Genomic DNA, 21152 nt, shown 5'->3' on the forward strand with positions numbered 1-21152 from the left:
TCCACAAGGGAGCAGGCCGCTTACTCACTGAGTTTACGGATCAACTTATCCCAATCCTCGCGGAGTTTGCCATCGGTCTCCATCAGGCTCCGGATCTGGCGGCAGGCATGCAGCACGGTGGTGTGGTCGCGGCCGGCGAACGCGTCGCCGATTTCCGGCAGGCTGTGCTCGGTGAGTTCCTTGGCCAGCGCCATCGCGACCTGTCGCGGCCGCGCCAGCGAGCGCGTGCGGCGCTTGGACAGCAGATCCTTGATCTGCAGTCCGTAGTAGTCGGCGACCGTTTTCTGGATGTTGGGGATGCTGATCGCCTGCTGCTGCGCGCGCAGCAGATCGCGCAGGGTTTCCTGGGCGAATTCTGGAGTGATCGCGCGCCCGGTGAAGTTGGCGCGCGCGGCCAGGGTGTTGAGCGCACCTTCCAGATCGCGCACGTTGCTGCGCATCTTCTTGGCCAGCAGGAACGCGACCTCGTCGGGAATCTCGGCGCCGCGATCGCGCGCCTTGGCCAGCACGATCGCCGCGCGCGTCTCGAAATCCGGCGGTTCGATCGCCACCGACAGGCCCCAGGCCAGGCGCGATTTCAATCGTGGCTCGAGCCCTTCCACTTCGCGCGGATAGCGATCGCAGGTCAGGATGATCTGCTGGCGGCTGTCGAACAGCGCGTTGAAGGTGTGGAAGAACTCTTCCTGGGTGCGGTCCTTGCCGGCGAAGAACTGGATGTCGTCAATCAACAGCGCGTCGACCTGCTGGAAGCGGCGCTTGAACTGATCCATCGATTTCTCGATCAGCGCCTTGGTCATCGCGCTGAAGAACTGTTCCGAGCGCAGGTAGAGCACGCGCGCGTTCGGGTTCTGCCGACGCATCTCGTTGCCGGCGGCGAACATCAGGTGGGTCTTGCCCAGGCCGGTGCCGCCGTACAGCAGCAACGGGTTGTGGGCGCGGTCACCCGGCTTCTGCGCCGCCTGCCAGGCCGCGGCGCGGCCCAGCTGGTTGCTGCGGCCTTCGACGAAATTGTCGAAGGTGTAATGGGTATCCAGGTTGCCGGCATAGGGCTCGGCCGAGGCCACGGCCGGCATTCCCTGGCCGGGGGCGGCCGGCCTGGCCGGTTCCGGCGCGCGGGCGCGCGAGCCGATCTCCAGCGAAACCTCGGCGTGGCCGGCGAAATAGTCCAGCAGCTCCCGGATCCGGTCCAGGTAACGCTCGCGCACCTGTTCCACGATGAAGGCGTTCGGCGCGTACAGGACCACCGCATCGCTGCGCTGTTCGGCCTGCAGCGGCTTCAACCAGGTGTGTACATCCTCTGCCGGAAATTCGGCTTCCAGGCGTTCAAGGCAGCGGGGCCAGGCATCCATCGCGTGAAACAACTCGTTCTTGATAAGGTGTGGAAAACACGGCGTCCGCGCCACGCGATTGCATGGACGGGAGCCTGTAAAGAAGGGGTCGGCCAGACTACCACCGCCATCCGGCCGCGCCAATGGTTCCTGTGCATAAGATGTGGATGAATGGACCGGCGGCGATCCCTTCCGGCGCGGGGCCTTGCGCAGCCCATTTCGATCTTCTTCGCCGGTGTTGACCGTAACCGGCGGATACCTATAGAATTTCCGGTTCTTTCCATCCGCAAACCCGCACGAGGGCCCCATGGCCACCAAGCGCACTTACCAACCCAGCAATCTCAAGCGCAAGCGCGACCACGGTTTCCGTGCCCGCATGAAGACCGCCGACGGCCGCAAGATCCTGTCGCGTCGCCGCGCCAAGGGCCGCAAGCGCCTGACCGCCTGATGGCTTTGCCGCAATTCGCGGCCGAGACATCAATCATGCGATGCCCTTGCCAGGAGCCCGCACTGAACGGTGCGGGCTTCTTGCTGTCATGAGCGCAGCATTTCCACGCCACGCCCGGGTCCGCACGGGCGCGGAGTATGCGCGCGTGTTCGAGCAGTCACGCCGCACTTCGGATCCGTTGCTGAGCCTGCACTGGCTGGCCGGCGAGCAGCCGGCCCGGCTGGGCATGGCCGTTTCCCGCAAGGTCGATCGCCGCGCGGTGGGCCGCAACCGGATCAAGCGCCAGCTGCGCGAACAGTTCCGCAGCCTGCGTTCGCAGCTGCCCGGCGGCGACTATGTCGTGGTTGCGCGACCGCCGGCCGCCGCCGCCAGCAATGCGCAGCTGCGCGCGACCTTCCTCCGCGTGCTGACCCGCGCCGGCGCATTGCCGCCGCCAGCGACGGTAGGCACAATGCCGGCGGCCTTGAATTCCCCCTCTTCTCCCTCCACGACACCGGAACCCGACGCCGGTTGAGATTGCCTGTCCGATGAACCAGACCCGTGTTTTCCTGATTTTCGCCTGGCTGATGGTGGCGATCCTGTTGTGGATGGAGTGGGGCAAGTTCAATGCGCCCGCCGTCGCTGCGCCCACCGTGGCGGCCACCGCCGCGACGCAGTCCGGCAGCACCGTGCCCGCCTCGGCGCCCGCTGCGCAACCCGGCAGTACGGTCCCGCAGGCGCCGACTGCGGTCGAGGCCCCGGCCGCCGTTGCCGCCGCGCCGTCGGCCGGCCAGCGCGTCACCATCAGCAGCGACGTGCTGAAGCTGACCCTGGATGGCGGCAGCGTGCTGGAAGCCGAACTGCTGCAATACCCGCAGGAAAAGCGCCCCGGCAGCCCGGCGGTGAAGCTGTTCAACCAGGATCCGGCGCACTACTACGTCGCCGAGAGCGGCTGGGTGCCCGCCGGCGGAACGCGCGCCGCGCCGAATCACGAGAAGGGTTTCGTGCCGGAAGCCGGCACCGCCTTCGCGCTGGCGGCGGGTGGCAATGACATCTCCGCGCCCTTCATCTGGCGCGGTCCGGACGGCGTGACCATCCGCCGTGTCTACACGCTCAAGCGCGGCGAATACGCGCTGACCGTGCGCGACGAAGTGGTCAACGGTGGCAGCACGCCATGGCAGGGTGCGATCTATCGCCAGCTGACCCGGATCCCGCCGCTGGTCAAGCGCGGTATGACCAATCCGGAGTCCTTCAGCTTCAACGGCGCCACCTGGTATGACGGCGGCTACCAGCGTCGCAAGTTCGACGAGGACTACGTGGCCGATGGCCGCGTCGATTGGCGCGGCACCGGTGGCTGGATCGCGATGCTGCAGCACCACTTCTTCACCGCCTGGATTCCGCAGGCGGCCGATCACACCACCATCTCGCTGGACGAGCCCAAATACGCCACTGGCCCGCGTCCGCTGATCCGCGACATGGCCGATCCGCTGAACGTCGCGCCGGGCCAGACCGTGGCCATCAGCGCGCGCCTGTGGGTGGGCCCGAAGCTGGTCAACAAGATCAAGGCCGAGAACGTGCCGGGCCTGCACCGCGCGGTCGACTACAGCCAGTTCAAGATCTTCGACCTGATCGGCCAGGGCCTGTTCTGGATCCTGGCGCACCTGCATGCGCTGCTGGGCAACTGGGGCTGGTCGATCATCGGCCTGGTGGTGCTGGTGAAGCTGGCGCTGTATCCGCTGTCGGCGGCGCAGTACAAGAGCTTCGCCAAGATGCGCAAGTTCCAGCCGCGCATCCAGCAGCTGAAGGAACGCTACGGCGACGACAAGCAGAAGTTCCAGGTCGCCATGATGGAGCTGTACAAGAAGGAGAAGATCAACCCGATGGGCGGCTGCCTGCCGATCCTCGTGCAGATGCCGATCTTCCTGTCGCTGTACTGGGTGCTGGTGGAATCGGTGGAACTGCGCCAGGCGCCGTGGTTCGCCTGGATCCAGGACCTGACCGCGCAGGATCCGTACTTCATCCTGCCGATTCTCAACATGCTGGTGATGTGGTTGACCCAGAAGCTGACGCCGGCGCCGGGCATGGATCCGATGCAGCAGAAGATGATGCAGTTCATGCCGCTGGTGTTCGGCGTCATGATGGCCTTCTTCCCGTCCGGTCTGGTCCTGTACTGGGTCACCAACGGCGCGCTGGGCCTGCTCCAGCAGTGGTGGATGACCAAGCGGCACGGCGAACCGGCCACCGCGACGGCCACCGCCAAGAAGTAAGCCGCGCCATTCCGAGAAAAACCCGCCGCAAGGCGGGTTTTTCTTTGCCGGGGTAACATGCGCGACCACCTTTCCGCCGTTCCACGGGGCGTGCCGCGATGCCATTCCGCTGTTTCCTTGCTCCGGTGCCGGCGCCGCTGTCCGGCTTCACGCGGGTGGCGCGCGACAAGGACGACGTCACTTCGGCGGTCGGGATCGGAAAAGCAAAGATCGCGCCCCGGGCGGAGGCGATCAGCGCGTATCCGGCTCTGCAACCGGCCGGCGCCTCCGCCTACGCGGCGCGCGAACAGCTGAGGCAACTGCAATGAATCCCGCGCCGGCTTCCGACACCATCGCCGCCGTCGCCACCGCGCCCGGTGCGGGCGGCGTGGGCATCGTGCGCCTGTCCGGCCCGCGTGCGCTGGCCATCGCGGCGGCGATGTGCGGACGCGCGCTGCATGCGCGGCGTGCCCACCACGTGCGTTTCGATGACGGCGAAGGCGGCATCCTGGACGACGGCATCGCGCTGGCGTTCCCGGGTCCGGCGAGTTTCACCGGCGAGGACGTGGCCGAACTGCAGGCCCACGGCAGTCCGGTGGTCCTGCAGGCACTGGTCGATCGCGCCTGCGCGCTGGGCGCCCGACGTGCCCGTCCCGGCGAGTTCAGCGAACGCGCCTTCCACAACGACAAGCTGGATCTCGCCCAGGCCGAAGCGGTGGCCGATCTGATCGCCGCGTCCGACACCCGCGCCGCGCGGGCCGCGCGGCGTTCGCTGGACGGTGTGTTCTCGCGCCGGGTGGACGCCATCGCCGCGCGCCTGCTGCGGCTGCGCGTGCATGTCGAGGCGGCGATCGATTTCGCCGACGAGTCGATTGAAACGCTCGGCGGCGGCGAGGTCCGGGCCGGGTTGCAGCAGGCGCAGGCCGAATTGCGGCAACTGCTGGCCGACGCCGAACGCGGGCGCAAACTGCGCGACGGTCTGCATACGGTCATCGTCGGCCCGCCCAACGCCGGCAAGAGCTCGCTGCTGAATGCGCTGGCCGGCAGTGATCGTGCCATCGTCACCGATGTCGCCGGCACCACCCGCGACACCCTGCACGAAACCATCCGCCTGGATGGACTGGAATTGCATCTGGTCGACACCGCCGGCCTGCGCGAGGGCGGCGACGCAATCGAACGCGAAGGCATGCGCCGCGCCCGCGCCGAATTGCAGCGCGCGGACCTGGCCCTGATCGTGGTCGATGCCCGCGACGTGCAGGCTGGCGCGGCGGCGGTGGCCGACGTGGTTGCCGACGTGCCGCGCCGGTTGTGGATCCACAACAAGGTCGATTTGCTGCCGACGGCGCCGGAGGATCCCGATGCGGAGGTCGTGACGGTTTCAGCCGCGACCGGCCAGGGTTTGCCGGCACTGCATGCGCGCCTGCGGGAACTGGCCGGGCAGGGAGCGGGCGAGGGCAGCGAAGGGGAGTTCTCCGCCCGGGCCCGCCACGTCGATGCCCTGCGCCGCGCATCCGGGCATGCTGAACAGGCAAATGGTGAACTGAATCACGAAATGCTGGAGCTGGCCGCCGAGGAACTGCGGTTGGCGCACGACGCGCTGGGGGAGATTACCGGCAAGATTTCCGCCGACGAGATGCTGGGATACATCTTCTCGACCTTCTGCATCGGCAAATAAGGTGACAAGATTGACAGACGGGGCGTGATCCCGTGTGCTGGGCACGCGGGATCCATTGATTCACTTTCGTGTTTCTGGGGGAAACAACCGATGCTGTCGAAGACGCACTACGCCAAGTCGCGCTTGGCGGTACCGCTATTGCTGGTACTGACCATCGCCGCATGCTCCAAGGACGAACCGGCCACGGCCCCTGCCACCGGACAGGCCGCCGCCGCGGGACAGGCCACGCCGCCGCCGCCGGCGGTTTCAGCCGAAGTCCAGGCCATGAACGTGGACCAGCTCCGCGACGCCGCCACCAACGCGTTGCGCGAGAACCGCATCTACGCGCCCGGCGGCAACAACGCCATGGAGTACTACCTGGCCCTGCGCGACAAGCTACCCAACGATCCGGGCGTAACGAGCGCCTTGACCGACCTGATGCCCTATACGCTGATCGCCGCCGAGCAGAGCATCGCGCGCGAGGAGTTCACCGAGGCGCAACGCCTGTCGGCGATCATCGAGAAGGCCGATCCCAAGGCGCCGGCACTGCCGCGCTTGAAGCAGAGCATCACCGCGGCGCAGGAAGCGGTCGCCCAGCGTGCGCAGGACAGCGAGGCCAAGACCAAGGCCGCGGAAGAGGCGAGGTTGAAGGACCAGCAGCGACTGGCGCAGCAGGCCGAACAGCAACGCGCGACCGAGGCCGCCGCCGCACAGCAGCTGGCCCAGCAGCAGGAAGCCGCCCGCCAGGAAGCCGAACGCCAGGCCGCGGCGCGGCGCGAGGCCGAACAGCGCGAGGCCGCCGCCCGCGCGGCGGCGCAGACACCGTCCGCACCCGCGTCGGCGCCAGCCAGCACCGCGGCGACTTCCAGCGGCAGCAACCAGTTGCGTCCGATCAGCACGCCGGCGCCGCGCTATCCGCCCGAAGCCCTGCGCGCCGGTACCGCCGGCGAGGTGCTGGTGGAATTCACGGTGGGCACCGACGGTTCGGTCACCTCCGCGCGGGTCGTGCGCGCCACTCCGGCCCGTGTATTCGATCGCGAAGCGGTCAACGCGGCCAAGCGCTGGAAGTTCCAGCCGGTCAGCGAGCCGGTCACCACCCGCCGCACCATCGGGTTCAATCCGGGCGGTTGAACCGGAACACCAGGCAAAAAAAGGGGGCGGAATTTCCGCCCCCTTTTTTCATTCCGGCATCGCGCCCCGTCAGCCCGAGATCGCCAACCGCTCCTGGTGGTAGCGGCGCACCGCGGCGAACCACAGCAACGCCGCCAGGGCGAACGCGCTGGCCAGGTAGATGCCCCATATCTGCGGGGTGATGGCCTCGTTGCGGATGACCTTGAGGATCAGCTGGTTCTGCGCGAGGAACGGCACCGCGAACTGCCACAGCTGGCTCTTCACCGGGCTGGCCATCAGCGCGAAGGTCGGCACCATCGGCAACAGCAGCAACCAGGTCATGTGGCTCTGCGCCTCCTTCATGCTCTTGGCGCTGGCGGCCAGCCAGGTCAGCAGCGACGTGCCGATGAACAGCATCGGCAGCAGCACCAGCAGCATCTGCGCCATCGCCGGGAACGACACGTTCAACTGGCGGCCGACACCGGAGGAAATCTGCGCGCTGAAACGGAACGCCAGCAAGGTCAGCACCAGCGTGCCCATGCCGATCACGCAGGCCGCGGCGATCTTGCCGCTGACCACCGCGCCGCGCGAAGCCGGCGTGGCGAGCAAGGGTTCCAGCGACTGCCGTTCGCGCTCGCCGGCGGTGGCGTCCAGGATCAGGTAGGCGCCGCCGATGAACGAGGTCAGGATCAGCAGGTAGGGCAGCAGCACCGACAGCAGCACGCCACGCTTGGCTTCCGGCGTGGCCAGATCCTGCGCGCCGATGTTCACCGGCTTGGCGACCGAGGCATCCAGCCCCCGCGCCATCAGCCGCAGCGCGCCCGCCTGCTGGCTGTAGATCGCCAGCGTGGTTTCCAGCCGTCGGCTGGGAATCTCGGCATCGCGACGGGTGCTGTCCTTGATGATTTCCACCAGCGCCGGCTTGCCGGCGCGCCAGTCCCGGGCGTAGTCGGGGCTGATGCGCAGGGCGACGTCGATGTCCTGGTTGCGGATCGCCGCGGCCAGATCCTTTGGCGGTTCCACCGCCTTCAGGCCGTAGCTGGCGAGGAAGGCCACCAGGTTGGGCGCGTTCTCCTTGCCGACCACGGGAATGTCGAGTTCCTTGTCGATCTGGGTGCGGGCGCGCTTCTCGGCCAGCGAACCCATGCCCAGCATCAGTGCCGGGTACAGCAGCGGGCCGAGGAACAGGGCCAGGGCGAGCGTGCGGCGGTCGCGCGACAGGTCCTTGAGCTCCTTGCGCATCACGGTGATGACGGTACCGAACAGGCTCATGCGTGCAGTCCCTCCTCGGACCCGATCACTTTGACGAAGGCGTCTTCCAGGTTGTCCTCGCCGACCTGCCGGCGCAGTTCGTCGGCGGTGCCGGCGGCGACCACGCGCCCCTTGGCGATGACCACGATGCGATCACACAGCGCGGCGACCTCCTGCATGATGTGGCTGGAGAAGATCACGCAGCGGCCCTCTTCGCGCAGCTGGCGCAGGAAGCCGCGCATGGCGCGCGTGGTCATCACGTCCAGGCCGTTGGTCGGTTCGTCGAGGATGACGTTCTTCGGGTCGTGCACCAGCGCCCGCGCAATCGCGGTCTTGGTGCGCTGGCCCTGCGAGAACCCCTCGGTCTGCCGATCCAGGATGTCGTCCATGTCCAGCGCCTGCGACAGCTTGCGGGTGCGCTCGGCGATGACCTCGCGCGACAGGCCGTGCAGCTCGCCGAAATAGGCGATGTTCTCGCGCGCGGTCAGGCGCTTGTACACGCCGCGCGCATCCGGCAGCACGCCCAGCGCGCGACGCACCGCGACCGGGTCGCGGGCGGCATCGATGCCGTCGACCAGCACGCTGCCGCGATCCGGTGACATCAGCGTGTACAGCATGCGCATGGTGGTGGTCTTGCCGGCGCCGTTGGGGCCGAGCAGGCCGGTGATCTCGCCGTCGCGCGCCTGGAAGCTGACCGCGTCCACCGCATTGACCAGGCCGGTCTTGGTCTTGAAGCTCTTGTGCAGATCCTGTGCCACGATCATCGAATGTCTCCTGGAATCGCTGCTGCGGATGGGAAGGGAATGCGAAGGTCCATCACGGCTCCCATCCGTTGAAGCTGGTGAAGGCGGGCGTGCCGTCGATCGCATCCAGGCACTTGGCGTCCAGCGCCTTGGCATCCGTCGATTCGATGAACTGGCTGACCAGCTTGGGCATGCAGCCCTGGCCGATCACGTTGTGGCCCTGGCCGCGCAGGACCAGGTGGCGGCCGTTGGACAATCCCTTGAGCACGGCTTCGCCGTAGCTGGGCGGAGTGACCGGATCCTGCTCACCGGACATCAGCAGCGCCGGCACCTTCGACACCAGCGGCTGGTTGAAGCCGGCCGGGCGTTCGCCCTTCGGCCAAACTGCGCAGGGACTGAAGAACAGCCGGGCCAGGTCGTCGCCCATCACCGTATCGGCGTCGGCCGGATCCGGCCGATAGCGATCGGCGTCCTCGGCGCAGATCACCGACAGCTGCATGCCGCGCGCCATCTGGCCGGACACCTGTCCGTCCATGAACTTGGCCAGCGACATCAGCGGGCCGTAGCGGCCTTGGTCGGCTTCGTCCAGCACCAGCGGCAGCAGCGAGGTGGTGGCCGGCATGTAGGAGAACGCATGGGTCAGGCCGGTGACCGTCGAGGCGGACAGCTTGTCCCGCTTCTCCTGTCCGTTGGACGGATCCCGGTAGGTCACCTCCACCGGCGCGGCGGACAGGCGCTGCTTGAGCGCCAGCAGGCGGGTGCGCAGGTCGGTCGGATAGCGCGCGCGGCAGGCGGCATCGGCGGCGCAGGCCTTGGATTGCAGCGCCAGCGCGTCATCGAAACGGCGGGCGAACTCACCGCCGACCACCAGCGCGTTCGGCGCCACGCCGTCCAATACGATCGCGCGGGTGTGCTGCGGATAGGTGCCGGCGTACTGCTGGGCGACGCGGGTGCCGTAGGACACCCCGATCAGGTTGATCTGCGCGGCGCCGATTGCGGCGCGCACGGCGTCCAGGTCGCGGATGGCTTCGGTGGTGGTGTAGAAGCGCAAATCGGCGTGCTTGGACAGCGCGTCCACGCACTTGCGCGATATGGCCTGCAGGGCGGCCTCATCCAGCGAATCCATGTCGGCGACCGACGGACCGTCCTCGGGGCCATCGCATTCCAGCGGATTGGAGCGGCCGGTGCCGCGCTGGTCCACCAGCACCACGTGGCGCTGCTTGCGGACCTCGCGCAGGGCCGCGTCGACCAGGACCGCATGCTCGGTCGCGGCCTGGCCGGGACCACCGGCCAGGAAGAACACCGGATCCTCGAGGGCCGCGCCTTCGTCGGTGGCCGGCAGCCAGGCGAGGTTGAGGGCGATCTTGCGGCCCTGCGGCGCCTGCCGGTTCTCCGGCACCTCGAAGGTCGCGCATTGCGCTTCCACGTTCCCGCCGGTCCCGGCCTCGGCCAGGGTGCAGGGCTGGAAAGTGACGCGGCCATAGTGGCGGCCGGTGGCCGCCTTGTCCGGCGCGGGGGCGTTGCTGCAGGCGGTGAGCGCGAGCAGGCCGGCGCAGGCCAGCAGGGTCTTGCGGTGGTGTCGCATGGGCGTTCGTCCTGGTTGCGATGCGTTTCAGGATGCCATGACGACGCCAACCGACGGATGTGACCAAAGTGCGGTGGCTTTTTTTCCGACCGCCTGCAGGCATCCCAAACCATCGGAATCACCGACCGGCGGTAGGAGCCGCGTCCCGCCGCGAGCCTTTTCACACAGCGGCCGCCAATGCCCGGTGAAGAGCTCGGCGAAGAGTCCGGCGAAGAGCTCGCGGCGGGACGCCGCTCCTACCGGTTTTATTTGCTGCTGACGTATTTTTCGCGGCGGATCTGCGGAATCGGCAGGCCGGCGGCCTTCAGCGCCTCGAAGCAGGCATCGACCATGTCCGGATTGCCGCACAGGTAGGCGATGTCGGTATCCGCATTCGGGGCGAACTCGGCCAGATGCTGCTGCACGTAGCCCTGGCGGACATCCGGGTGCGGATGTTCCGGCAGTTCGCGGGAGAAGCAGGGCACGAAACGGAACTGCGGATGCTGGTCGGCGAAGGCGCGGAAATCCTCGCCGTACAGCAGTTCGGCGGGTGTACGCGCGCCGAACAGCAGCACCACCTCGATGTCGCGGCCGGCGATCTGCTCGGCCAGCTGCGGCAGCATCGCCCGGTAGGGCGTGACGCCGGTGCCGGTGGCGATCAGCAGGTAGCGGCGGTTGCGGTCGTTGGGCATCAGGCAGAACCGGCCGTAGGGACCGCTGGCGTCGACGTGGCCACCTTCGGGCAGGCCCTCGAACAGGGCCGTGGCCGCGCCGCCGGGCACGTAGCTGACCGCGATCTCCACCGCCTCGCCCGGTCCCAGCCGGTGATCGTGGATGGTCGCCAGCGAATAGCTGCGCTTGGCAGGGGTCCCGTCGGCGTAGCTGAAATGCACCTGGATGAACTGGCCCGGGATGAAGTCCAGGGGCTGGCCGTCGTCACGGACGAAGACATAGTGGCCGACGCTGGGGGCCAGCATGCGGCGCCCGACGAGCTTCAACGGAAAATGGACGATGGCCAAGGTGCTGGGCGATGGAACGGTGTGGTGCCGGGACCGACCCGGCGGGGTGCCTATAATAAGCGTTCGTGTCCCCCCGGGCGCCCACGCTGGCGCCGCAAGGTCCCCTACGTGTCCCAACCCGTGGTTCCCGCGAACGCGCCCGCGCTCGCCATTTCCGATCTCCGTAAGGTCTACGACAACGGCGTGCAGGCGCTCAAGGGCATCTCGCTGCAGGTCGCGCCCGGCGATTTCTTCGCCCTGCTCGGCCCCAATGGCGCCGGCAAGTCGACCCTGATCGGCATCGTCAGCTCGCTGGTGAACAAGAGCGGCGGCGAAGTCGAGGTGTTCGGCGTCAACCTGTCGCGCCACCGCGACGACGCCCTGCGGCTGATCGGCCTGGTGCCGCAGGAATTGAACTTCAACATGTTCGAGAAGCCGATCGACATCCTGGTCAACTACGCCGGTTTCTACGGGGTGCCCCGCGCCGAGGCGCTGGTGCTGGCCGAAGAGGAACTCAAGCGCGCCCAGCTGTGGGACAAGGCGCAGATGATGAGCCGCACGCTGTCCGGTGGCATGAAGCGGCGGCTGATGATCGCCCGCGCGATGATGACCCGGCCGAAGCTGCTGATCCTCGACGAACCGACCGCCGGCGTGGACATCGAAATCCGGCGTGGCATGTGGAAGACCCTGAAGGACATCAACGCCGCCGGCACCACCATCATCCTGACCACCCATTACCTGGAGGAGGCCGAAAGCCTCTGCCGCAACCTGGCCATCATCGACCACGGCACCATCGTCGAGCAGGGCCCGATGCGCGAGCTGCTGGCCAAGCTGGACGTGGAAGGCTTCCTGCTGGACATCGACGGCGAGCTGCCGGCGCAGCTGCCGCTCATCGAAGGCGCGACGCTGGTGGCGACCGATCCGCATACGCTGGATCTGGACATGCCGCGGGCGATGGATCTCAACCGCATCTTCGCCGCGCTCAACGAAGCCGGCATCCGGGTGCGCTCGATGCGCACCAAGAGCAACCGACTGGAGGAACTGTTCGTGCGCATGACCGGCAACGGCAAGGAGCAGGCGGCATGAGCAATCCCAACCTGATCGCCTTCGGCACCATCGTCCGCCGCGAAGTGGCGCGGATCCTGCGCATCTGGGGCCAGACCCTGGTGCCGCCGGCCATCACCATGACCCTGTACTTCCTGATCTTCGGCGGCCTGATCGGCTCGCAGATCCGGGACATGGGCGGATACAGCTACATGGAGTTCATCGTGCCGGGTCTGGTGATGATGAGCGTCATCCAGAACAGCTACGGCAACATCTCCTCCAGTTTCTTCGGCGCCAAGTTCGGACGCCACATCGAGGAGTTGCTGGTCAGCCCGATGCCGAACTGGGTGATCCTGTGGGGCTACGTGGCCGGCGCGGTGCTGCGTGGCCTGATGGTCGGCATCATCGTGCTGATCATCGCCACCTTCTTCACCCCCGTGCGCATGCCGCATCCGCTGGTCACCCTGAGCACGGTCCTGCTGGGCGCGACGATTTTCTCGCTGGCCGGTTTCATCAATGCGGTCTACGCCAAGAAGTTCGACGACGTGGCGATCGTGCCCACCTTCATCCTGACCCCGCTGACCTACCTGGGCGGCGTGTTCTATTCGGTGAAACTGCTACCGTCCTGGGCCGAGGCGCTGACCCACGCCAACCCGATCTTCTACATGGTCAACGCGTTCCGCTACGGCCTGCTGGGCAGCAGCGACGTGCCGCTGTGGGTGGCCTACGCGCTGATGCTGGGATTCGTGCTGGCGCTCAGTTCGCTGGCGCTGTGGTTGCTCAAGCGCGGCGTCGGCCTGCGCAGTTGAACTTGCGCCGGCACGGTCCGGCGCGATGCAGGGAGTGGTGCGGATGCGAATCCTGATCCTGGGCGCCGGTGGCACCGGCGGATATTTCGGCGGCCGCCTGGCGCAGTCCGGCGCCGACGTCACCTTCCTGGTCCGCGCGCCGCGCGCGGCGGATCTGGCGCGCGAGGGCCTGCGCATCCGCAGTCCGCTCGGCGACGCCGACCTGCCGGTGGCGACGGTGACCGCCGAAGCCCTGCCGGCACTGATTGCGTCGCGTCCCTTCGATCTGGTCCTGCTCAGCTGCAAGGCCTACGACCTGGACAGTTCGATCGAAGCGATCGCACCCGCGGTCGAGGCCGGCGCCGACGTACTGCCGGTGCTCAACGGCCTGCTGCACTACGCGCGGCTGGATGAGCGGTTCGGCCGCGATCACGTGGTCGGCGGCCTGTGCTTCATCAGCGCCACCAAGGGACCGCAGGGCGAAATCCTGCATCTGGGCAAGCCCGCTTCGGTCACCTTTGGAGAACGCGATGGCGCCGCGCCGCGCGCGCGCCTGTCGGCCTTCGCCGAGGCCTGCGCGCAGGCCGGCGTCGATCACCTGCTGTCGCCGGACATCGCCCGCGAACAGTGGATCAAGTACAGCTTCCTCACCGCGCTGGCCGCCGGTACCTGCCTGATGCGCGCGCCAATCGGGCGGATCGTGGCGGGCGAGGGCGGCGAGGCGTTCATGACCGCGCTGTACGCCGAATGCATCGCGGTGGCCGCGGCATCCGGACAACCGATTCCGCAGGCTGCGCAGGACACCGCGCTGGCGACGCTGCGGCAATCGGGGTCGGACATCAAGGCCTCGATGCTGCGCGACCTGGAAGCCGGCCAGCGCGTGGAGGGCCGGCAGATCGTCGGCGACATGGTGCATCGCGCGCAGGGCTTCGGACTGCCGGCGTCCCTGCTGTCCACCGCCTGGTGCCATCTGCAGGCCTACGAGGCGTCGCTGCCGGCACGTTGATCGCGCGGAGCGGAGAATCGGCGCCATTCGGAATGCTCCGATGGCCGCCGGCGATCGCCGTTCGTACGGTGGGGACACCGCCATGAACCCTCCCGGAGTCCTTCAACTGATGCATACACGCCATCTGCGACGCCTTTTGCCGCTGTCCGCGAGCCTGCTGCTGTTGACTGGCTGTTTCCCGCATGGGCAGCAGATCGTCCCGGCAATCGAAGGAATGCTGGTGCGAGGGCAGGTTCCCGTTGCGGGTGCGCGGATCCACGTGTTGCCGAGCATGTTCAAGGCCGACTGCGGACCCTCCCGGTATACGGCAGTCACCGACGCGACGGGCCGGTTCACGATCCGCGGCGCCAGCGAGATCGGGATGATGTTGCCGATGGGCGATCGCATCAACACGTGGGGCGTCTGCATCGAGGACGACGGACGCTGGGTCGAAGGATTCAAGGAAGGCGACATCGGATGGCCGCCCCGCCGTATCGACATGCACTGCGATCTGGCGCGGGTGCGGGACGTTTGCGAATGGAAGGCGCGGGATCGCTAGAGAAGAGTCGCCTCCGCATCCACGGATTCACTGGCACCGGTAACGGCGTGCGTCGCGCCGGCATTGCGCCGGCAGGCCATGCTTGTCCCAGTACGCGGCGATGCCGCTGCGGTGCAGGTAGTCCTGGAACGCCGGATCCTCGCGCAGATACGCCAGGTCGCGGGTCCACAGCAGCAGATCCCAGGATGAATACGAACGCCTTCGCACCTGATCCAGCCCGTCGATCACGGCGGCGGTGTCGCGTTGCGGATCCAGCACGCTGAGGAAGTTCATCAACCCGGTGCGCTGTTCGAACTCCTTCATCGCGATGCGCGTCCGCGGCCAGGCGGAAGGATCCACCACGGCCCGGCTGGCCAGCAGGTAGGACTGGCGAAGCAGCGGGCCATACTGCCGGCTGCTGGTGTCCTCGGGTCCGCCGATGCCGGCGGCGATCACCGGCAAGGCCGCGTGATCGCCGCGCCACACCGCGTTGAACCAGCGGCCATAGCGCCCGAAGCGGCCGGCGCGCTGCAATTCGACCAGGGCCTCGCGGTGCCGGCCCAGGGTGTCGAGGATGCGGCCATGACCGAAATGCCAGCCCTGGTTGAGCGGATCGCGGCGGGCGCCGCGCCGCATCACCTGCTCGGCCTGGTCCAGGTAGCCCAGCGACGCCAGCGCCATGGCGTACTGGAACTGCGCGCGCATCTCGCTGGGCGCCAGGTCGGTGGCATGGCGGTACAGCGAGAGGCATAGCTCCCATTGGTTGCCGCGACAGGCGGCGCTGGCCTGCACCAGGTAGGGCTCGGGCAAGGCGGGATCCAGACGCTGCGCCAATGCGGCGTGGTGCGCCGCATCCTGGCGCAGCTCGATGGCCAGTTCCGGCCGCAGGTAGGCGCGCCCGTCCAGCGCCGCGGCGAGGGCGGCGTGCGAAGGCGCGTGCCGGGGTTGTTCGGCGACCAGTTGGCGCAGGCGCGTTTCGGCCAGCTCGACCCGCTCGGGCGGTACCGGTGGCGGCGCACGCAGCAAGGCCTGCACCGCCAGGTAGCGACGGTAGAAATCCGCGTCGCCGCCGCGCGTTGCCGCGGCCGGATGTGCCAGCCCCAGGTTGAGCGCGAGTGCGCCGGCGACGGCCTGGGCGATGTCGCGTTCAAGCGCCAGCACGTCGGCCACGTCGCGATCGTAGTCCTGGGTCCACAAGGTGCGTCCGGTCGCCGCATCCACCAGCCGCAGGTGCACCCGCAGGCGCTCCCCGGCTTGGCGGGCGCTGCCTTCGAGCGCATGGCTGACGCCGAGCCGGCGGACCAGCCGCGACAGGTCGGCGCCGTCGGCCGTGGCCAGGCGGGTCGAATCGCGTGCGATCACACGCAGCCCCCGGATGCGCGAGAGCGTGCTGATCAGCTCCTCGCTGAGGCCGAAGGCGATGTCGCGATCTCCTTCGCCCACCGCGACCAGCGGCATCACGATCAGGGTGCGCGGCTCGGCCCGGGCCGATGCCGGCGCCGTGTCGTAAGCACGCGGGACGAATACCGCGGCGGCCAGCAACAGCAGGCCCAGCAAGGAGGCGATGGCCCAGGCCGGCGCACGCGGAGGGCCTGGGTGCGCCGTGGCGACCAAAGGATCGGTTGCGGGAGCGGAGGCCGCACCGGGCGGTGCCGGTTCCTCGTTGAAGCGGTAGCCGATGCCGTGCAGGGTGTGCAGCCGGCGCGGATGATGGGCGTCCTCGCCCAGCGCCTGTCGCAGCAGGGTGATCACCCGGTTGAGCACGCCCGGGGTGACGTGGCGGTGGCCCCACACCGCGTCGAGGATCTCGTCGCGGCTGAACGCGCGGCCCGGTTCCGACGCCAGCAGCGCCAGCACGTCGAACGCCTTGGGCTCCAGCGGACGCACTTCGCCGTCGCGCAGCAACTGGCGTCCGGCTAGGTCGATGACCACGCCGTCGAGCACGATGCGGGCGGAAGCGGATGACGGCATGGCGATCGGCGCAGGAAGGTTCCGGCGGAACACGTACATCCTAGGGATACGCGGAAGCGCGGCCGTGCCGGCCTAAGCATTTCCCAAGCTTCCCAAGCCGTCCATCGGGGTTTCCCGCCAGCCTCCTCAAGACCCGGACGCGGCGGCGGCGCGAGGCTGGCGACCCGGCCATCGAAGGAACAAACCCCATGAACGCCATTCCCGCCACCGTGCTGTCCGCCCTGCTGCTGGCAGCGGTCCCGTCGCCGCCCGCCCGTGCCGGCGCCGCGACGCCGCCGACCGACCTGCGGGTGGATTGCGCGCAACCACGCCTGCCGTCCCAGTACGAGACCGGTCGCTGGCTGGGCCAGCCCAACGCCGGCCAGGCCTATGCCTCGCGCCAGCGGCTGATGGCCGAGATCCAGCGCGCCTGCCGGAAGCCCGGCATCCGCACGGTCGTGTTGCAGTTTCCGCGTCCGGCCGATGCGCCGGAGCGTGGGTTGGCCGGACGACCCTAGGTACCTGCTAGGTACCCGGTTCGCGCGACGGCAGGCGGAAGAACGCGCGCGCGGTCGCGGTGGTCGCGGCGGCGGTGGCCTCCACCGATTCGCCGCGATCACGTGCCAGCTCGTCGACGATGTGGGCCAGGTACATCGGCTCGTTGCGGCGATGCGAGGGCTGCGGCCGGACGGTGCGGGGCAGCAGATAGGGCGAGTCGGTCTCGATCATCAGCCGTTCGGCGGGGATGTGCCGGACCAGTTCGCGCAGGTGCTGGCCGCGGCGTTCGTCGCACAACCAGCCGGTGATGCCGATGTGCCAGTCCTGGTCCAGGTAGTCGAACAATTCCTCGCGGTTGCCGGTGAAGCAGTGCACCACCGCCGGGCCCAGCCGGCCGTCGAAGTTCTTCATCATCGCCACGAAGTCCGCATGCGCGTCGCGCTGGTGCAGGAACAGCGGCTTGCCGTTCTCCGCCGCGATCTGCAGCTGGCGCTCGAAGGCGCGCCGCTGCGCCGGCCGTGGCGAGAAATCACGGAAGTAGTCCAGCCCGCATTCGCCCACCGCGACCACTTCCGGATGCGCGTGCAGCGCGCGCATCTCGGCGTCGCACTCGTCGGTGTACTCGACCGCGTGATGCGGATGCACGCCGGCGGTGGCGAACAGTTCACCCGGATGCGCCTGGGCCAGCGCGAGCGCCTGCGGCGAATGCTCGCGGCTGGCGCCGGTCACCACCATCTGCACCACGCCGTGCGCGCGGGCGCGTTGCATCACCGCGTCGAAATCGTGGCCGAAGCTTTCGTGGGTCAGGTTGGCGCCGATGTCGATCAGGTGCATGGAGCGGAAGTCGTGGAGCGGAGGGCGCGCCATTGTAGTCGGCCCGGCGCGCGGAGCCGGTATCCTAGCGGGCCATGCCGTCGCCCGTGCCGTCACCGGAATTCCCCATCACCCCGCTGCTGCCGGAGATCCGGCGGAGCCTGTCGGCGCATCCGCGGCTGGTGCTGGAAGCGCCGCCCGGCGCGGGCAAGACCACCCAGGTGCCGCTGGCGCTGCTCGACGAGCCGTGGGTGCAGGGGCGCCGCATCCTGATGCTGGAACCGCGCCGGGTGGCCGCGCGCGCGGCCGCCGGCTTCATGGCGAAGCAGCGCGGCGAGGCGGTCGGCGAAACCGTCGGCTACCGCATCCGCTTCGAGAACAAGGTGTCGGCGCGCACCCGCATCGAGGTCGTCACCGAGGGCATCCTGACCCGGATGATCCAGGACGATCCGATGCTTGAATCGGTCGCGGCGATCCTGTTCGACGAATTCCACGAACGCCATCTGTCGGCCGATCTCGGCCTGGCGCTGGCGCTCGATGTGCAGGCGCAGCTGCGCGAGGACCTGCGCATCGTGGCGATGTCGGCCACCCTGGATGGCGAACGCCTGGCGCGTTTCCTCGATGCCCCGCGCCTGGCCAGCGAAGGGCGGAGCTTCCCGGTGACGGTGGCGCATTTCCCCGCGCGCCGCGACGAACCCGCCGAGGTGCAGGCGCGCCGCGCGATCGAGCAGGCGCTGGCGTCGCATCCGGGCGACGTGCTGGTGTTCCTGCCCGGCCAGCGCGAAATCGCGCGGCTGCAATCGCTGCTCGATGGCTTGCCGCGCGATGTCGCGGTGCTGCCGCTGCACGGCGAGCTGCCCGTGGAGCGCCAGGCCGAAGTGCTGCAACCGGATCCGCACGGCCATCGCCGGGTGGTGCTGGCGACCAACGTGGCCGAATCCTCGGTGACCCTGCCGGGCGTGCGCGTGGTGATCGACGCCGGGCTGGCGCGCGAGCCGCGCTACGATCCCAACAGCGGTTTCGCGCGACTGGAAGTCGTTGCCATCTCGCAGGCTTCCGCCGACCAGCGCGCCGGTCGCGCCGGTCGCGTCGCCGAAGGATGGGCATACCGGTTGTGGCCGCAATCGCAGCGGCTGGAACCACAGCGCCGCCCGGAAATCGCCCAGGTCGAACTGGCCGCGCTGGCGCTGGAACTGGCGGCGTGGGGCAGCGACCAACTCCGCTTCGTGGATCCGCCGCCGGCCGGCGCCCTCGGCGCGGCGCGCGAGTTGTTGCAGCGGCTGGGCGCGCTCGGCGACAGCGGCGGCGTCACCGCGCTGGGCCAGCGGATGCTGGCGCTGGGCACGCATCCCAGGCTGGCGGCGATGCTGCTATCGGCGCCGGCGGGTGCGACCCGCGCATTGGCCTGCGATCTGGCGGCGCTGATCGAAGCGCGGGATCCGCTGCGTGGCGGCGGTGATGCCCTGGCCGCGCGTTGGCGCGCGCTGGCGGCATTCCGCCAGGGCAGGGCGCCGGCGGACGCGCATCGTTCCGCGCTCGCCGCCATCGACGCGGCGTCCAAGCAGTGGCGTCGGCGCCTGCGCGAAGACGCGCCGCCGCCATCGACCGTCGAGGCGCACCTGCTGGGTGATCGCCTGAGCCATGCCTATCCCGATCGCATCGGCTACCAGCATCCGCAGGACCCGCGCCGCTATGCGCTGGCGAACGGACGCATGGCGCGCCTGTTCGACGACAGCGCGCTGTTCGGCGAACCCTGGATTGTCGCCAGCGAACTGCGTTACGAAGCCAAGGACGCATTGATCCAGCGCGGTGCGCCGGTCGATGAAGGGTTTCTGCGCGCCGAGTTTCCGGACCGCTTCGTCACCGCGGACGCGCTGCGCTGGGATGCCGGCAAGCGCGCGCTGAGCGCGCAGCGCGAAACCCGCTTCGATCGCATCGTGCTGGAAGCGCGTTCAACCGGCCGTGTCGATCCCGCATTGGCGGCGCAAGCGCTCACCGACGCGGTGCGCGAACTGGGCATCGATGCCTTGCCATGGACCGAATCACTGGGCCAATGGCGCGAACGCGTGCGCTGCCTGCGCGAATGGATGCCCGAGCTTGGCCTGCCGGATTTGTCCGACGAGGCCCTGCTGGCGGATCTGGATCGCTGGCTGCGGCCCGCCTTCGCCGGCAAGAGCCGGCTGGATGCGCTCGGCGAATCCGAACTGGCCGAGGCGCTCAAGTCGCCGCTGGACTGGTCGCTGCGCCAGCGTGTCGATGCGCTCGCCCCGACCCGCATCATCGTGCCGTCGGGCATGGAACGGCGCATCGAATACGCGCACGGGCAACCGCCGGTGCTGGCGGTGAAGCTGCAGGAACTGTTCGGCCTGGCCGAAACGCCGCGTATCGCCGACGGTCGCGTCCCGCTGACCCTGCACCTGCTTTCGCCGGGCGGACGCCCCTTGCAGGTGACCCAGGACCTGCGCGGCTTCTGGGAACGCACCTACCCGGAAGTGAAGAAGGAAATGAAGGGCCGCTACCCCAAGCACCCCTGGCCCGACGATCCCTGGACCGCCCAGGCCACCCACCGCGCCAAGCCGCGCGGGACCTGAGATCAGGTTTCTTCCCTTGTGGGAGCGACGTCAGTCGCGATGGACGCCTGCGGGAAAGCCCCTTCGCGACTGACGTCGCTCCCACAGGGCCACAAGAACGGGGCCGCAGCCGTTCAGCCAACGGTCGGCGCGGGCGTGGTCCGCTAACGGGCCGTGAACATCCCCCGATGGACACTGGACCCGTCATCTCCCACAGGACAACGACGATGAGCAAGCTCACCATCATTACCGACCGCGCATTGGAGCTGGTCAGCCAGGCCGGCAGCAACCTCAAGCAGGCGATGCCGAAGAACGCCGACAAGCTGCTGCAGACCGGCGTGGTGCTGGGCGCGGCGAAGACCGGCGCCAAGACCGCGGGCAAGTTCATCCGCCGCAACCCGGTGGTGGCCGTCGCCGCGGCCGCCGGCATTGGCCTGCTGGCCTATGCGGCCTACCGCAAGCGCAAGCGCGACGCCGCCGACGCGCCGATCGAAGGCAAGTCGCGTCGCATCGAAGCGCGCAAGGTCAACGGCACCGGCCGCGCCGGCCGCCGCGCCGCGGCCTCCCGCTCCACCTCGCCCAACCCCTGACGTAGAGCGGAGCTTGCTCCGCTTCATATGGCATTTCCGTCCCGATGACCCAAGC

20 protein-coding genes are annotated in these 21152 nt (G+C 68.6%); 13 read left to right on the plus strand and 7 right to left on the minus strand.

Annotated elements, in window-relative coordinates; translation table 11 throughout:
• Positions 1 to 20: 20 nt before the first annotated feature.
• Entirely contained in the window at positions 21 to 1349 is a 1329-nt protein-coding gene (gene dnaA, locus IQ458_RS04535; protein ID WP_183639840.1) for a chromosomal replication initiator protein DnaA, read from the minus strand.
• A 286-nt stretch (positions 1350 to 1635) separates the two neighbouring features.
• Here dnaA and rpmH point away from each other — a divergent pair, with 286 nt between their 5' ends.
• From rpmH to IQ458_RS04565, 6 genes are all read left to right on the plus strand, one after another.
• Positions 1636 to 1776 carry a 50S ribosomal protein L34 gene (gene rpmH / locus IQ458_RS04540; RefSeq protein WP_097123437.1) on the plus strand — a complete coding sequence of 47 codons (141 nt, stop codon included), beginning with the start codon at positions 1636 to 1638 and terminating at the stop codon, positions 1774 to 1776.
• 88 nt (positions 1777 to 1864) lie between these two features.
• A complete protein-coding gene (gene rnpA / locus IQ458_RS04545; protein ID WP_203322056.1) occupies positions 1865 to 2290 on the plus strand; it encodes a ribonuclease P protein component in 426 nt (141 codons plus the stop codon).
• A gap of 13 nt (positions 2291 to 2303) precedes the next feature.
• On the plus strand, positions 2304 to 4022 hold the full coding sequence (gene yidC, locus IQ458_RS04550; protein WP_203322057.1) for a membrane protein insertase YidC: 1719 nt from the start codon (positions 2304 to 2306) through the stop codon (positions 4020 to 4022).
• A gap of 98 nt (positions 4023 to 4120) precedes the next feature.
• Complete coding sequence (locus IQ458_RS04555; protein ID WP_203322058.1) at positions 4121 to 4330, plus strand: hypothetical protein; 210 nt, start codon at positions 4121 to 4123, stop codon at positions 4328 to 4330.
• Positions 4327 to 5676, plus strand: coding sequence for a tRNA uridine-5-carboxymethylaminomethyl(34) synthesis GTPase MnmE (gene mnmE, locus IQ458_RS04560; RefSeq protein ID WP_203322059.1), 1350 nt, complete (start codon positions 4327 to 4329; stop codon positions 5674 to 5676). The genes IQ458_RS04555 and mnmE overlap by 4 nt, the downstream gene beginning before the upstream one ends.
• A 90-nt stretch (positions 5677 to 5766) precedes the next feature.
• A complete protein-coding gene (locus IQ458_RS04565; RefSeq protein WP_203322060.1) occupies positions 5767 to 6786 on the plus strand; it encodes an energy transducer TonB in 1020 nt (339 codons plus the stop codon).
• 69 nt (positions 6787 to 6855) lie between these two features.
• On the opposite strand, the gene IQ458_RS04570 is transcribed toward IQ458_RS04565, so the two are convergent.
• The 4 genes from IQ458_RS04570 to IQ458_RS04585 all read right to left on the minus strand — a co-directional run bounded on the left by IQ458_RS04570 (position 6856) and on the right by IQ458_RS04585 (position 11396).
• Entirely contained in the window at positions 6856 to 8037 is a 1182-nt protein-coding gene (locus IQ458_RS04570; RefSeq protein ID WP_192198283.1) for an ABC transporter permease, read from the minus strand.
• Complete coding sequence (locus IQ458_RS04575) at positions 8034 to 8780, minus strand: ABC transporter ATP-binding protein (protein WP_203322061.1); 747 nt, start codon at positions 8778 to 8780, stop codon at positions 8034 to 8036. The genes IQ458_RS04570 and IQ458_RS04575 overlap by 4 nt, the downstream gene beginning before the upstream one ends.
• 52 nt (positions 8781 to 8832) lie before the next feature.
• Positions 8833 to 10344, minus strand: a complete 1512-nt coding sequence (locus IQ458_RS04580) for an alpha/beta hydrolase (protein WP_203322062.1) — start codon at positions 10342 to 10344, stop codon at positions 8833 to 8835.
• A 245-nt stretch (positions 10345 to 10589) separates the two neighbouring features.
• The gene (locus IQ458_RS04585) at positions 10590 to 11396 is read right to left on the minus strand and encodes a ferredoxin--NADP reductase (protein ID WP_425504634.1); all 807 of its coding nucleotides are present in this window, start codon (positions 11394 to 11396) and stop codon (positions 10590 to 10592) included.
• Positions 11397 to 11462: 66 nt separating this feature from the next.
• On the opposite strand from IQ458_RS04585, the gene IQ458_RS04590 reads away from it, so the two are divergent.
• From IQ458_RS04590 to IQ458_RS04605, 4 genes are read left to right on the plus strand one after another with little or no spacing between them, the layout of a single operon-like run.
• Positions 11463 to 12407, plus strand: a complete 945-nt coding sequence (locus tag IQ458_RS04590; protein WP_318289411.1) for an ABC transporter ATP-binding protein — start codon at positions 11463 to 11465, stop codon at positions 12405 to 12407.
• A complete protein-coding gene (locus IQ458_RS04595; RefSeq protein WP_141454962.1) occupies positions 12404 to 13174 on the plus strand; it encodes an ABC transporter permease in 771 nt (256 codons plus the stop codon). The genes IQ458_RS04590 and IQ458_RS04595 overlap by 4 nt, the downstream gene beginning before the upstream one ends.
• A 43-nt stretch (positions 13175 to 13217) precedes the next feature.
• Positions 13218 to 14159 (plus strand): 2-dehydropantoate 2-reductase, encoded by a 942-nt coding sequence (gene panE, locus IQ458_RS04600; RefSeq protein ID WP_203322063.1) that lies wholly within the window; start codon positions 13218 to 13220, stop codon positions 14157 to 14159.
• Positions 14160 to 14199: 40 nt separating this feature from the next.
• Positions 14200 to 14697: a carboxypeptidase-like regulatory domain-containing protein gene (locus IQ458_RS04605; RefSeq protein WP_183639818.1), complete on the plus strand. Its 498-nt coding sequence runs from the start codon at positions 14200 to 14202 to the stop codon at positions 14695 to 14697.
• Between the two features lie 27 nt (positions 14698 to 14724).
• Here IQ458_RS04605 and IQ458_RS04610 read toward each other — a convergent pair whose 3' ends face one another.
• The gene (locus IQ458_RS04610) at positions 14725 to 16647 is read right to left on the minus strand and encodes a winged helix-turn-helix domain-containing protein (protein ID WP_203322064.1); all 1923 of its coding nucleotides are present in this window, start codon (positions 16645 to 16647) and stop codon (positions 14725 to 14727) included.
• A 188-nt stretch (positions 16648 to 16835) separates the two neighbouring features.
• Between IQ458_RS04610 and IQ458_RS04615 the strand changes: the two genes are divergently transcribed.
• Positions 16836 to 17144 (plus strand): hypothetical protein, encoded by a 309-nt coding sequence (locus tag IQ458_RS04615; protein ID WP_203322065.1) that lies wholly within the window; start codon positions 16836 to 16838, stop codon positions 17142 to 17144.
• Between the two features lie 7 nt (positions 17145 to 17151).
• Here the strand turns inward: IQ458_RS04615 and IQ458_RS04620 are convergent, their stop codons facing one another.
• Positions 17152 to 17958 carry a TatD family hydrolase gene (locus IQ458_RS04620; RefSeq protein ID WP_183639811.1) on the minus strand — a complete coding sequence of 269 codons (807 nt, stop codon included), beginning with the start codon at positions 17956 to 17958 and terminating at the stop codon, positions 17152 to 17154.
• A gap of 86 nt (positions 17959 to 18044) precedes the next feature.
• On the opposite strand from IQ458_RS04620, the gene hrpB reads away from it, so the two are divergent.
• Positions 18045 to 20528: an ATP-dependent helicase HrpB gene (gene hrpB, locus IQ458_RS04625; RefSeq protein ID WP_203322103.1), complete on the plus strand. Its 2484-nt coding sequence runs from the start codon at positions 18045 to 18047 to the stop codon at positions 20526 to 20528.
• Between the two features lie 206 nt (positions 20529 to 20734).
• Complete coding sequence (locus tag IQ458_RS04630; RefSeq protein WP_225562375.1) at positions 20735 to 21097, plus strand: hypothetical protein; 363 nt, start codon at positions 20735 to 20737, stop codon at positions 21095 to 21097.
• Positions 21098 to 21152: the final 55 nt, after the last annotated feature.

It is taken from the genome of Pseudoxanthomonas beigongshangi (genome assembly GCF_016820515.1).
Classification (GTDB): Bacteria; Pseudomonadota; Gammaproteobacteria; order Xanthomonadales; family Xanthomonadaceae; genus Pseudoxanthomonas_A; species Pseudoxanthomonas_A beigongshangi.